Source organism: Nocardia sp. NPDC052001 (assembly GCF_040680615.1).
Classification (GTDB): Bacteria; Actinomycetota; Actinomycetes; order Mycobacteriales; family Mycobacteriaceae; genus Nocardia.
On record NZ_JBFAXC010000004.1, the window covers coordinates 874,100 to 886,701 of the forward strand.

A 12,602-nucleotide genomic window follows, 5' to 3' on the forward strand; every position below is an offset into this window, starting at 1 on the left:
GGGAGCGGACCCGGTGGCGAGTGCCATCGGGTCCGCTCCCGTTTGCGATCAATGCTCGTATCTCAGCGTGCCGCAAGGATTTCCGGGTAGTTCTTCAGTTCGATGTCGTTCTTGGACTTCTCGGTGGTCTTCATCATCCGATCGAAGGCCCACGAGGTCAGGAACCAATTGCGCACGCGCAGGCCGAGCGCGGTCTTGGGGGCCAGGAACGGTCCGGCGTTCGCGCCGCCCGCCAGCTTGCTGTAGCGCTTCATCATCTCCTGATAGCGCGGGAAGGCGACGGTGTGATCACCGTCGGCGGCCGCCAATTCACCGGCCAGCACGTATGCGCCGACCACCGCGAGCCCGGTGCCGAATCCAGCCATGGTGTTGCCGTAACCGGCGTCGCCGAGCAGCGCGACGCGGCCCTTGACGAAATCCTTCATGGTCACCTTGGCGATGGAGTCCAGGAAGAAGCCCTTCAGACCCGGCAGTTCGGCGAGCATCCCGGGCACCTCCCAGCCGAGCCCGGCGAACTTCTCGGCGAGGATGCGGCGCTGGGCATCGAGATCGTCGCGGTCGAAATCCAGCTTGGGCGAAGCGAACAGGTACATCTGCCCGGCCTTGGAACTGCCCAGCGATGCGAGTCGGCCGGGGGTGTTCAGGGCGTAGGAGACGGCCCGCTCGCGGGGCGCGTCCGGATGCGCTTCCCAGTTCGAGGCCCCCGCGATGGAGTAGTAGTGGCCCTGGTGCTTGACGAACTTCTCCTCGGGGCCGAAGGCCAGTTTGCGCACCCGGGAGTGGATGCCGTCCGCGCCGATGACCAGGTCGAAGGTGCGGGCGGGGGCGTGGGCGAATTCGACGCGCACGCCGTCGGCGGTCTCGTCCAGGGCGGTGATGGTGTCGTCGAAGAGGTATTCGCACCGGTCCGCGGTGCGCTCGTACATGACCTCGGACAGGTCGCCGCGCAGGATCTCGATATCGCCGCCGGTGAAATCGCCTGAGATGAGCGCTTTTTGGTTGCCCGCCTCGTCGACGATGACGATATCGGTCTTACCGGTCTGACGAGCCTTGACGTCCTCCAGGATGCCCATGCGCTCGAGCACGGTCATATGGGTGTGACCGGTGAAGTCGACGGCCTGGCCGCCCTGCCGCAGCGCGGGGGCCTTCTCCACGACGGTGACCGTGAAGCCGTAGCGATCGAGCCAGTAGGCCAGGGCCGGGCCCGCGATGGAAGCGCCCGAGATGAGAACGGTGGTCTTACGCATGATGCCTATCCTTCGTTAATTGCGTCCGTCGGCCGCTGTTGTTAATTAGCGTATGCTGGACGCAGAAGAACGTCAAGCGACAGTTTTCGGAAGGATGGCGACGATGCCGGCACCGACCTCGTTCGAACTGCTCTGGGGCGCACCCGCGAAACCCAAACGCGGACCGAAACCCTCGCTCACGCTGGAGCGGATCGTCACCGAGGCCATCGCGCTCGCCGATACCGAGGGACTCGCGAACCTGTCCATGCAGCGCCTGGCCGAGCGCATCGGCTGCGCGAAGATGGCGCTCTACCGGTACGTGCCGGGCAAGACCGAACTCATCGCGCTCATGATCGACGCCGCCCTCGGAGCACCGCCGGAACCGATTGCGGCCCCGGCGAATTCGGCCGAACCGTGGCGCGACTACCTGCGGCTGTGGACCGAATCCATCGCCGAGCGCTACGACGCGCACCCGTGGGCGCTGGAACTGACGCCCGGTATCCGGCCCATGGGACCGAACGAAATGGGCTGGCTCGAAAGCAGTCTCACCGCACTCGACGGCAGCGGTCTCGACGCCGCCGAACGCTTCGACGCCACGGTGCTGTTGATCGGCCACGCCCGCGCCCTGATCCAGCAGGTCGGCGGCGGCAACGGCGACGCGGATATGGAAGCGCAACTGGTCCGGGAGATGGGCGCGGTGCTGGTGGAGCACGGCGAGCGTTTCCCGCACGTGGCCGAGGCGCTCGCCGAACAGGCGATGCGACCGGACGACGACACCGGCCGGAACAACGCCCTGAGCTTCGGCATCGAACGGATCCTGGATGGGCTCGGCGTGCTGATCGACAGCCGCAAGTAGCCACAGCGGGCGGCGCTTCGGCTTAGGCTCAATCCATGTCGGAGATACCTGAGTTGCAGCAGGATGCGGTCACCACGGTGCGGGAGTTCTTCGCCGCGATGGAGATGAAGGCCGTCACCGAGGCCCTCGAACTGGCCGATCCCGGCATCGTCTGGAAGAACACCTCGCTACCGGATGTGCGCGGGATCGACCGGGTGCGGTGGGTGCTGGACAAGCTCGCCAACCCGCGCTACGGATTCCGCGTGGATATGCACCACATCGCCGCGGACGAGGACGGCGTGGTGCTCACCGAGCGCACCGACTATCTGCGCTTCGGACCGGTGGAGATCGCGTTCTGGGTGTGCGGCACCTTCGAACTCAGCGATGGCCGAATCACGCTGTGGCACGACCACTTCAGCTGGGAGAACTTCCTGCGCGGCACCGTGGCCGGGCTGTTCCGAGCCGCACTCTCCCGCTGAGGTCCGCCGCGAAACGCAAAACCGGCTGCCCCGAATCGGGACAGCCGGCGTATCCACGACGGTGTGGAATCAGGGTCGCAGGTGCTCCAGTTCGGCGCGGGCCTTCTCACCGGCTTCGCTGAAGTCGGTGCGGGTGAAGATCTTCCACTGTTCCAGCAGCGGGCCGAAGACCAGCGCGGGCTCGTTCGCGCTGTCGTAGATACCCGCCTCGGCGAGCACCTCGTCACTGGTCTTGCCGTCGGCGAGCTTGACCACGGGCACGTGGAAGTCGGCGACCCGGTCGGCGATGGCGCGCACGGCCTGATCCGGAACCACGTCGAGGGCGGCCGCGACGATATTCGCGAAGAACACCGCCTGCAGTTCGTCATCGGCGGCCAGGCGCTCGGCGATGGACGCCACGATCGGATCGTCCGCGGTGGCGGCGGTATTGCGATGCCGCACGGCCGCTGCCAGCTCTTCGAAGGCGCAGGTGGCCAGCACATCGATCAGATGCATGGCGGGACGGCGGAAGCTCTCGGTCATATGCGCCATGCGCAGGCGCTCGAGACCGATCGGATCGACCGCGCGGGTCACCATGAGGTAGTTGCGGATCAGGATCTCGTGCCGGTTCTCCTCGGCGGTCCAGCGGCCGACCCAGCGCCACCAGGCGCCGGTCCGCAGGTACATGCCGATCTCCCGGTGATAGGAGGGCAGATTGTCGGCAATCAGCACGCTCACCGTGAGGGCGAGCTTGGAGACCTCGCTGAGCTCGGATTGCCCGGGCTCCCAATCGGTTCCGCCGAGGAACTCGAAATTGCGGCCGTCATCCCACGGCACGTAGTCATGGGGCTGCCATTCGGCGGCCGCCGCGATATGGCGGGTGAGGTTCGCCTCCACCTCTGCCGCGAGCCAGTCCAACAGTTCCCGGTCGGCCAATTGCTTCTGCACGGAGACAACCTAGCGGCTGCGGAGCAAACGTGGGGATCTTCGCCTCGCATTCACAATCGCTATCGCCGTCCCGTTGGTATCCGCACAGGAAAACGACGGGTCAGCGCGGTCCGGGGCGGGGAAGGCTCCGGACCGCGCCGTCCACTATCGGCTGGGAACGCTCACTTCTCGGTGACGGTGGTCTTGTTGTCGACCCAGGTGATGGTGCCGCCGGTGAACTCGCTCTGCTTACCGCCGGTGATATCGGTCTCGTCGGTGGTCGGGTAGCCGAGTTTGCCGCTCGGGCCGCCGTTCTCCTCCCACGCCTTGCGAATCTCGCCCCACACCACGTGGATTCCGGTGGCCGGGCTGCTGACGATCGCGCCGCCCGCGAATTCCTGCATCTTGCCGCCGCCGGGGCCCTCCTGCTGTGCGCCGGTGGGCAGGCCGAGCGGGCCTGTCACGCCGCCCATTTCGTTGTACTTGGCCAGGAAGTCACCGGCGACGGTGACCTCGGCGCCATCGCGGGTGGCGATCTTGGTTTCGGTGGCGTGCTCGGTGGTGGTCTCGGCCATCACCGTGGTGCTGGTGGTCGCCGTATCGGATTTCGAATCCTTGTCGTCCTTATCGCAGCCCGCGGTGAAGGCGGTGATGACTGCGAGGGCCGCGATGAAACCGGCCGAACGTCGAGCGAAGGTGTGCATTGCATCCTCTCGATAACCCGGGCCAGGTACTCGGCAATCTTTCGGCGAATACACACTTCTCACCGAATCGACCGACGAGCAGGTATTTTACCGGAATATACCCTGCGGATTATGAGATGAAACACATGCCATGAATTTGCCCGACCGAGTCGGCGAATCGACTCGGCCGGGCAAGGGTTTTCACGGGTTTCGAGCGGACCGAAAACGCTTTACGCGTTGGGGCCGAACTCCTCCAGCATCTCGGTGACCAGCGCCGCGATCGGCGAACGCTCACTGCGGGTCAGGGTGATGTGCGCGAAGAGCGGATGCCCCTTGAGCTTCTCGATCACCGCGGCGACACCGTCGTGCCGCCCGACTCGCAGATTGTCGCGCTGGGCCACATCGTGCGTGAGCACCACCCGCGATCCACTGCCCAAACGGCTCAGCACCGTGAGCAGCACATTGCGTTCGAGGGACTGCGCCTCGTCCACGATCACGAAGGAATCGTGTAGCGACCGCCCGCGAATGTGAGTGAGCGGCAACACCTCCAGCATGCCGCGCGCCTGCACCTCCTCCATCACCTCCGGGCTGGCGAGCCCGTCCAGGGTGTCGAAGACGGCCTGCGCCCACGGCCCCATCTTCTCGCTCTCGGAGCCGGGCAGGTAGCCCAGATCCTGGCCGCCGACCGCGTACAGCGGACGGAAGACCACTACCTTGCGATGGGTGCGGCGTTCCAGCACCGCTTCCAGGCCCGCGGTCAGCGCGAGCGCGGACTTGCCGGTTCCGGCGCGGCCGCCCATCGACACGATGCCGATGCTCTCGTCCAGCAGCAGGTCCAGGGCGATGCGCTGTTCGGCGGAACGGCCGTGCAGGCCGAACGCCTCCCGATCACCGCGCACCAGCTGCACCCGCTTATCCGGCGAGACGCGGGCCAGTGCGCTGCCCCGGGCGCTCAGTAGCCGAATACCGGTGTGGCACGGCATATCCCGGGCCTCATCCAGATCGATCACCGAATCGCTGTAGAGCTTGTCGACGATTTCGGAGCCCACCTCCATCTCCACCATGCCGGTCCAGCCGGAGGTGACGACATCCTGTGCGTGATATTCCTCGGCCCGCAGGCCGACCGCGCTCGCCTTGACGCGCATCGGAATGTCCTTGGATACCAGTACGACTCGCTGACCCTCGGCCGCGAAGTTGAGCGCGCAGGCGAGAATCCTGGAATCGTTGCTGTCGGTGCGGAATCCGACGGGCAGCACATTCGGATCGGTGTGGTTCAACTCCACCTGGAGTGTCCCGCCACCGGTTCCGACCGGTATCCGCTGATCAAGCCGACCGTGGGCCAGACGAAGATCGTCCAGCATCCGAAGTGCCTCGCGGGCAAACCAGCCCAGTTCGTGGTGGTGACGTTTTGCCTCGAGTTCACTGATGACCACGAGCGGCAGCACCACGTGATGCTCGCCGAAGCGTGTCAGTGCCCAAGGGTCGGAGAGCAGTACCGACGTATCCACGACGAAGGTTTTCAGTCCTGATTCGGACGACTGCGAGGCGCGAACTCCCGGACCTGTGGTGCGCGTGCCCCGGTTGGAGGCGGCGCTCGGGGTGGGAGCGTTGACGGAGCGTGCATCAGTCACGGTGGGCTCCTTTGCCACTCGCGCGGCACCGCGCAAGCGTTCTCGCTGGGCCGGTCGGGCTCTAGGGTCGTACGACCCGAGGGCCGGGTGCCGGCCCCCTCGCACTGAGTTGCTCAGTCACGATCAGGACCTCCCGTACGAACCACACCTACGCGGCCCGCACAACCGACGCTACATTCGAAATCGCGATCCGGCTTCCCGACTGGCAGGCACATTGGTGAAGAACTCGTTAACGCGGTCCCCCTCTGGGCGTTTCGTCCAATTCATCGAGCAGGATCGGGACGTGACTGTGCTCAGGCACTTTCACCGCCGTCACCAGCGTCAACGGTTCCGCGGCGGCCTCGCGGCGCAAACGCGCCAAAGCGGCCTGCGCTGGGTCCGCGGCGAGTTCAACTCGATACCGTGTCTCGAATTCGGCGCGTCGCGTGTCCGGATCGTCGTGATACCACTTCCGGAGTTCGTTCGAGGGCGTCACCTCCTTCACCCATTCGTCGATCGCCGCCGCCTGTTTGCTGACCCCGCGCGGCCACAGCCGATCCACCAGCACCCGGCGGCCGTCATCGGCCGCGGGCGCGTCGTACACACGCTTGACCCGGTACCTCGGTTGCTGTGCCATCGGTCCATTACAGTCGAGGTCATGGCCGATACACAGGAACTCGAGGCGCTCTCCACCAAGGATTTGCACGACCGAGCAGTGAAGCTCGCGGTTCGCCACGGTGATGTGAAGTTCCTCTGGGAGCTGCTCAAGTCCATCCCCGCCGCCGAGGCCGCCGCGGGCGATCTGGGCGAGAGCGAGGCCGACATCAAGTACGTGCTGCCCATGCTGGACGACTACGTACACGCGGGCGAAGGCGAGATCGGCGAGGTGCTGCGCCCGATGTACATCGACTACCTGACCAAACGCTCCTAGTCGATAGCTGTGCGGTACCGCCGGAACCGGTACCGCGATGGTGTTCGCGGGCAATCCCTTTCGGCTCTAGAATCCGGACATGACCGCTGAGACCACCCCGGAGCTGGTCGTCTATCGACGCCCGGGCTGCCCCTTCTGCGCTCGCCTGCGCCGGGTGCTCAATCGCAACGGGATCGTCTACAGCGAGATCGATATCTGGGACGATCCGGAGGCCGCGGCGTTCGTCCGCAAGGTCGCCGACGGCAATGAGGCGGTGCCGACGGTGAAGCTGACAATCGGTGCGCAGGAGCGCTATTGGGTCAATCCGCGACCGCAGTGGCTGCTCACGGTGATCAATACCGACGCCCCCGCCTTGACCGGCGGCCCGAAGAGCTACTGGCCGATCCGCCGCGACGACCTCCCCCGTCCGCGTCCGCCGCAGGCCACCTGACCCCTCCGCAAAGCAGAAGGCCCGCAGCGACTTCGATCGCTGCGGGCCCTGTTGCCTATGGCTGGACTCAGCCGAGCAGGCGCCAGTCCTCCAGGCCCTCGTAGAGGGGGAACTGCTGGGCCAGCGTGGAGACGCGCTGACGCAGCGAATCCAGATCGGCGGAGCCGGTGAGAGCGGCCGCGATGATCTCGGCTACCTCGGTGAACTCGGTATCGCCGAAGCCGCGGGTGGCCAGCGCCGGGGTGCCGATGCGCAGACCCGAGGTGACCATCGGCGGGCGCGGGTCGAACGGAACGGCGTTGCGGTTCACGGTGATTCCGATTTCGTGCAGCAGATCCTCGCCCTGCTGACCGTCCAGCTGCGAGTTGCGCAGGTCCACCAGGACCAGGTGCACATCGGTGCCGCCGGTGAGCACGTTGATGCCCTTGGCGGTGCAGTCGGCGGCGGTCAGGCGCTCGGCCAGGATCTTCGCACCGGACAGGGTGCGCTCCTGGCGCTCCTTGAACTCGGGGGTGCCGGCGATCTTGAACGACACGGCCTTGGCGGCGATGGCGTGCATCAGCGGCCCACCCTGCTGACCCGGGAAGACCGCCGAGTTCAGCTTCTTGGCGAACTCCTGCTTGGCCAGGATCAGACCGGAGCGGGGACCGCCCAGGGTCTTGTGCACGGTGGAGGACACCACATCGGCGTGCGGCACCGGCGACGGGTGCAGCCCGGCCGCGACCAGACCGGCGAAGTGCGCCATATCGATCCACAGGTACGCGCCGACCTCATCGGCGATCTCGCGGAAGGCCGCGAAATCCAGGTGCCGCGGGTACGCGGACCAGCCGGCGACGATCACCTTGGGGCGGGTGTCGCGGGCGATCTTGCGCACCTCGTCCATATCGACGCGGTGGTCTTCCTTGCTGACGCCGTAGGCGTGCACCTCGTACAGCTTGCCCGAGAAGTTCAGGCGCATACCGTGCGTGAGGTGACCGCCGTGCGCGAGATCCAGGCCGAGCAGCTTCTCGCCCGGGCTCATCAGCGCCATCAGCACCGCGGCATTGGCCTGCGCACCCGAATGCGGTTGCACGTTGGCGTAATCCGCGCCGAACAGCTCGGTCACGCGGGCGCGGGCGAGATCCTCGACGATGTCGACGTTCTCGCAGCCGCCGTAGTAGCGGCGGCCCGGGTAGCCCTCGGCGTACTTGTTGGTGAGCACGCTGCCCTGCGCCTGCAGGACCGCGCGCGGCACGAAGTTCTCCGAGGCGATCATCTCGAGGGTGTCGCGCTGGCGCGCGAGCTCGCCGCCCATCGCGGCAGCGACCTCGGGATCGAGCTCAGCGAGGGACTGGGAATTGACAGAGGAGGTCGTCTGCGTCACGGGGCCGAGTGTATTGGCCACGCCCGGAGTGTCGGCCAGGGGGTTCTGTGTGTCTTGATGCTGATTCATCGCAACCTCCGTGCTCGGAGGATTCTCGGGGGTGCCGAAAGTCCTCACGCCCAGCACCCAGGCGCGCGGTGCGGGACTTCGGTGCTTCCCGGTGGTTACTTCCACCTCAGAGTGCGCCAGTCGCGGTGATGTCAGCTTATCCTGCAGCCGACCATGCTTCGGACTCGCACTTCGCGATGCTCACATTCGGCGGATCGCGCCGGGGGTGAGGGGTTCGTCGAGGAGGCGGCGGAAGCGGTCGGAGCGATCGGCTGAATCGGGGGCCTGATCGAGCCAGCCGCCGAGCAGGCGGTAGCCCTCCACATAGGTGGAGATGTAGGCGCGCCACAGCGGTGAGGACAGGAAGCGCAGGGATTGGCGGGCGCGCTCGGGGGTGACCAGGCTCCAGCGCTGCAGGAATTCCGCGACCTCGCCCTCACCGCGATGCCGGTCGTGCAGCAGTAGCGCGGCATCCTGGCGCACGCCCAGCAGTTTCGCCGAGGCGGTCGAAATGCGTTCCGCGCGTTCACCATCGAAGCGCAGCCCGAGATCGGCGTAGATCTCCTGCGCCCAGCGGCCCCAGCCCGGGCCGACGATGGACTTCAGCGCCAGATCGGCCAGCCCCTCGGCCATCAGGCACTGCGGGGTGTTGACCACGAACAGGGTCTGCTCATCCTGACCCGCGCCCACCAGTCCGGCTTCCTTGCGGCAGTGCTCGGTGTGATGGCCCGGATACGATTCGTGCGCGATCAGCTGCGGCAGCTGTGACAGATGCTGTTTCAGGTCGGAGTTGATGGCCACCCGGGACTGATAGTTGCCCAGGTAGTAATTGAAGCCGGACCACGGCTTATCCCCCACCACTTCGTATTCCACGCGTTCGTGATCGGGCAGCGGATAACGTTCGCGCACCAACTCGCGCAGCGCACTGGAGAACGCGTCCACACATTCGCGCAGCCGTTCGGGCGGAATCTCATCGCCGCGGCGATGCGCGGTGATGCGGTCGAACAGCGATCCCTCACCCGGCAGCACCTCGTCGAGTTGCCGATGCGCCTCGCGATAGTCGTCCTCATCGCCGGGTGCGATATCGACGTCGAAATACGCGCGCACCTCATCGATGAAGGAGATGTCATCGCCCGCGAATTTGCGCGCGGAGCATTCCAGCGCGCGCAGGTGCGCGTCCAGGAATTCGGTGCGCTCGGGTGCGAGGCCCGCGTCCGGCAGGTCTTTCAGCAGCGCCGCGGCTTTGTGCGCGAGCGCGCGCGGCTCCGGCTTCGGCGCGTTCTCGCTCTCCCGGCGCAGTGCCGGATCACCGGTGTAGGCATCGACGAAACCCTCCTCCAACCGGTCGAAAGCCAGACCGAGACGCAGGTATTCGGTGACCAGTGGATGCGCTGCCATAACAGGCGACTGTATTGGATCGCACGGCTTCCGGTGACGTGGACGCCGACGCGGCTATGGCATATGTCACGCCGGTTACTGGTGAGTAGCAACACCTGGTGTTCACCGCCCTGTTGGACCCGAGCACAATTCGGCTATGCGTGGAGTGGTTACCGGTTCGCCGGACTCGGCGGCGGGACGAACTCCCCGAGACTGTTGTCGCCCGACCCTGGGACGTGGATAAATGGCACGGATGAGCGAGCCGAGTCCCTACGTGGAATTCGACCGGAAGCAGTGGCGCACACTGCGCAAGTCGACTCCCCTGGTGCTCACCGAGGAAGAACTGACCGGCCTGCGCGGCCTGGGCGAGCAGATCGACCTCGAAGAGGTCGCCGAGGTCTACCTGCCGCTGGCGCGGCTCATCCATCTACAGGTCGCCGCCAAGCAGCGATTGTTCGCCGCCACCGCGACCTTCCTGGGCGAAAGCCATCCGGACCGCCAGGTGCCGTACGTGATCGGCGTGGCCGGATCGGTCGCGGTTGGCAAATCGACCACCGCCCGTGTGCTGCAGGCGCTGCTGGCCCGCTGGGATCACCATCCCCGAGTGGATCTGGTCACCACCGACGGATTCCTCTATCCGACAGCCGAACTCACCCGGCGCGGCATCATGCACCGCAAGGGTTTCCCGGAGTCCTATGACCGGCGCAAGCTGCTGCGCTTCGTCACCGAGGTGAAATCCGGTGCGCCCGAGGTGTGCGCGCCGGTGTACTCGCATATCGCCTACGACATCGTGCCCGGCGAATACCACTGCGTGCGCCAGCCCGACATCCTCATCGTCGAGGGTCTGAACGTGCTGCAAACCGGTCCGCGACTGATGGTGTCGGACCTGTTCGACTTCTCCGTCTACGTCGACGCCCGCATCGAGGACATCGAGAAGTGGTACGTACAGCGCTTCCTGTCACTGCGCAAGACCGCCTTCACCGATCCGAACTCCGCGTTCCACCACTACGCGAATTTCAATGATCAGGAAGCCACCAACCAGGCGAAAGAGATCTGGCACAACACCAATCGGCCGAACCTGGTGGAGAACATCCTGCCGACCCGGCCGCGCGCGACCCTGGTGCTGCGCAAGGATTCCGATCACACCATCAACCGGCTGCGGCTCCGTAAGCTCTGAACCTCATAGTCGCCACGCCGCGTCCAGGCGCGCCGCCACATCGATATCGGTGGCGGCCTGGATATTCGGCTTGCAGATCTCCTCGGCGATATAGCGCGCCACGAAGCGGCGGATCTCATGATCGACGCTGGCCAGAATGCGCAGCAGCTCACCGCGCCGGGACGCGCTGGCCACATTGATGCGCACATTGCTCGGCTGCGGTTCGGCGATTTCGATGAGCACCCGCAGTGGTTCGGCGGTGCGCACGGTGAGATGCAGGTGAATGGTGCCGTCCACATGGAACGGATAGCGGTCCACCGACAGGTCGATGAGCAGATCGACATCCAGCGGGATCACCAGATCGTACGAAATGTATTCCTGCGGTTCACGATTCAAGCGCGGCTGACCCAGGCGCACGGCGGCGGAGAGTTTCGCGATGCGTCCCGGCCCCACCCCGATCGGGCCGAATTCGAAAGCCTCGCCGGTGAGTTTCTCGAATGCCCCCGAAATGCGTTCCGGTGACGCCGCGTATTCCAGGAACCGGCGGCCGAACTCCTCATAACTGAGGTAGGACTCCACATCCGCCGGGCCACTCTGCCCTTGGTTCAGCTCACTCATGCACTCCGACGGTACGGCAGCGACGCGCTCGCGAACCACGGAAGCCATTGCACTGCAATGTAACTGTGCCAAGTTCGATGTCAATCACAGCAACCCGCCGGAGCGGAGCGGAGGCAATCAGACACCGAAGCGGCGGTGCCGGGCCGCGAAATCGCGCAGGGCGCGCAGGAAATCCACCCGCCGGAACTCGGGCCAGTACGCCTCGGTGAACCAGATCTCCGAATAGGCGCTCTGCCACAGCAGGAATCCGGAGAGCCGCTGCTCACCGGAGGTGCGAATGACCAGATCCGGATCCGGCTGGCCGGAGGTGTAGAGGTGCTGGCCGATGGCGTCCACGGTGATGGACTGCACCAGATCCTCGCCGTGCTCCCCCGCGTCGATCTCCTGGCGGACCAGCGAGCGCACCGCGTCGGTGATCTCCTGCCGGCCGCCGTAGCCGATGGCCACATTCACGTGCACGCCGTCGCGGCCCTCGGTGCGTTTGGCGGCCTCCCGCAATCGCCCGGCCACATCCTCGGGCAACTGATCGAGCGCGCCGACGATGCGGACGCTCGAATTCTGTTCCGGCGCGGACAATTCGTCGACCACATCGGTGATCACCTCGAAGAGCGTCTCCAGCTCTTCGCGATCGCGGCGCAGATTCTCGGTCGAGAGCAGATAGACGGTGACCATCTCGATGCCGGACTCACCGCACCAGCCGACCAGTTCGGCGATCTTGAGCGCCCCCACCCGATGCCCGTGACTCACATCGGTGAAGCCGTTCTCGCGTGCCCAGCGTCTATTGCCGTCGCACATCACCGCCACATGCCTGGGATGCTGCCGACCGGCCAGTTGCTTGGACAACCTGGCTTCGTAAATGCGATAAGGGAGTCCACGCACCTGACTCGCAAGCTTCACGCCGAGGAACACTACGCCTTCTCGGCAACGGCCGAAGCGACCG

14 protein-coding genes and 1 riboswitch are annotated in these 12,602 nt (G+C 65.7%); of the genes, 5 read left to right on the forward strand and 9 right to left on the reverse strand.

The features are described from left to right. Nucleotides 1-62: 62 nt before the first annotated feature. Complete coding sequence (locus AB0L82_RS24105; RefSeq protein ID WP_364640214.1) at nucleotides 63-1,247, reverse strand: FAD-dependent monooxygenase; 1,185 nt, start codon at nucleotides 1,245-1,247, stop codon at nucleotides 63-65. 103 nt (nucleotides 1,248-1,350) lie between these two features. Here AB0L82_RS24105 and AB0L82_RS24110 point away from each other — a divergent pair, with 103 nt between their 5' ends. Together AB0L82_RS24110 and AB0L82_RS24115 are read left to right on the forward strand one after the other, a co-directional pair. Beyond that, on the forward strand, nucleotides 1,351-2,082 hold the full coding sequence (locus tag AB0L82_RS24110) for a TetR/AcrR family transcriptional regulator (protein WP_364640217.1): 732 nt from the start codon (nucleotides 1,351-1,353) through the stop codon (nucleotides 2,080-2,082). A 35-nt stretch (nucleotides 2,083-2,117) separates the two neighbouring features. Beyond that, complete coding sequence (locus AB0L82_RS24115) at nucleotides 2,118-2,540, forward strand: limonene-1,2-epoxide hydrolase family protein (protein WP_364640220.1); 423 nt, start codon at nucleotides 2,118-2,120, stop codon at nucleotides 2,538-2,540. A 69-nt stretch (nucleotides 2,541-2,609) separates the two neighbouring features. Here AB0L82_RS24115 and AB0L82_RS24120 read toward each other — a convergent pair whose 3' ends face one another. From AB0L82_RS24120 to AB0L82_RS24135, 4 genes are all read right to left on the reverse strand, one after another. Next, entirely contained in the window at nucleotides 2,610-3,467 is an 858-nt protein-coding gene (locus AB0L82_RS24120; RefSeq protein WP_364640223.1) for an acyl-ACP desaturase, read from the reverse strand. A 161-nt stretch (nucleotides 3,468-3,628) separates the two neighbouring features. Further along, nucleotides 3,629-4,150, reverse strand: coding sequence for an esterase (locus tag AB0L82_RS24125; protein WP_364640226.1), 522 nt, complete (start codon nucleotides 4,148-4,150; stop codon nucleotides 3,629-3,631). A 209-nt stretch (nucleotides 4,151-4,359) separates the two neighbouring features. Next, nucleotides 4,360-5,652, reverse strand: a complete 1,293-nt coding sequence (locus AB0L82_RS24130; RefSeq protein ID WP_364640524.1) for a PhoH family protein — start codon at nucleotides 5,650-5,652, stop codon at nucleotides 4,360-4,362. 337 nt (nucleotides 5,653-5,989) lie between these two features. Continuing rightward, complete coding sequence (locus tag AB0L82_RS24135; protein ID WP_364640229.1) at nucleotides 5,990-6,376, reverse strand: DUF488 family protein; 387 nt, start codon at nucleotides 6,374-6,376, stop codon at nucleotides 5,990-5,992. Between the two features lie 21 nt (nucleotides 6,377-6,397). On the opposite strand from AB0L82_RS24135, the gene AB0L82_RS24140 reads away from it, so the two are divergent. Beyond that, entirely contained in the window at nucleotides 6,398-6,670 is a 273-nt protein-coding gene (locus AB0L82_RS24140) for a hypothetical protein (protein ID WP_364640232.1), read from the forward strand. Nucleotides 6,671-6,749: 79 nt separating this feature from the next. Continuing rightward, complete coding sequence (locus AB0L82_RS24145; protein ID WP_364640235.1) at nucleotides 6,750-7,100, forward strand: glutaredoxin domain-containing protein; 351 nt, start codon at nucleotides 6,750-6,752, stop codon at nucleotides 7,098-7,100. A gap of 67 nt (nucleotides 7,101-7,167) precedes the next feature. Here the strand turns inward: AB0L82_RS24145 and glyA are convergent, their stop codons facing one another. After that, a complete protein-coding gene (glyA, locus tag AB0L82_RS24150) occupies nucleotides 7,168-8,463 on the reverse strand; it encodes a serine hydroxymethyltransferase (RefSeq protein WP_364640238.1) in 1,296 nt (431 codons plus the stop codon). 117 nt (nucleotides 8,464-8,580) lie between these two features. Continuing rightward, nucleotides 8,581-8,666: riboswitch (ZMP/ZTP riboswitch) on the reverse strand. Between the two features lie 46 nt (nucleotides 8,667-8,712). Further along, nucleotides 8,713-9,909: a DUF885 domain-containing protein gene (locus AB0L82_RS24155; protein ID WP_364640241.1), complete on the reverse strand. Its 1,197-nt coding sequence runs from the start codon at nucleotides 9,907-9,909 to the stop codon at nucleotides 8,713-8,715. A 223-nt stretch (nucleotides 9,910-10,132) separates the two neighbouring features. On the opposite strand from AB0L82_RS24155, the gene coaA reads away from it, so the two are divergent. Then, nucleotides 10,133-11,065 (forward strand): type I pantothenate kinase, encoded by a 933-nt coding sequence (gene coaA, locus AB0L82_RS24160; protein ID WP_364640244.1) that lies wholly within the window; start codon nucleotides 10,133-10,135, stop codon nucleotides 11,063-11,065. Between the two features lie 3 nt (nucleotides 11,066-11,068). Here the strand turns inward: coaA and AB0L82_RS24165 are convergent, their stop codons facing one another. Beyond that, nucleotides 11,069-11,662 (reverse strand): hypothetical protein, encoded by a 594-nt coding sequence (locus AB0L82_RS24165; protein WP_364640247.1) that lies wholly within the window; start codon nucleotides 11,660-11,662, stop codon nucleotides 11,069-11,071. 117 nt (nucleotides 11,663-11,779) lie between these two features. After that, a complete protein-coding gene (locus AB0L82_RS24170) occupies nucleotides 11,780-12,559 on the reverse strand; it encodes an isoprenyl transferase (RefSeq protein WP_364640250.1) in 780 nt (259 codons plus the stop codon). Nucleotides 12,560-12,602: the final 43 nt, after the last annotated feature.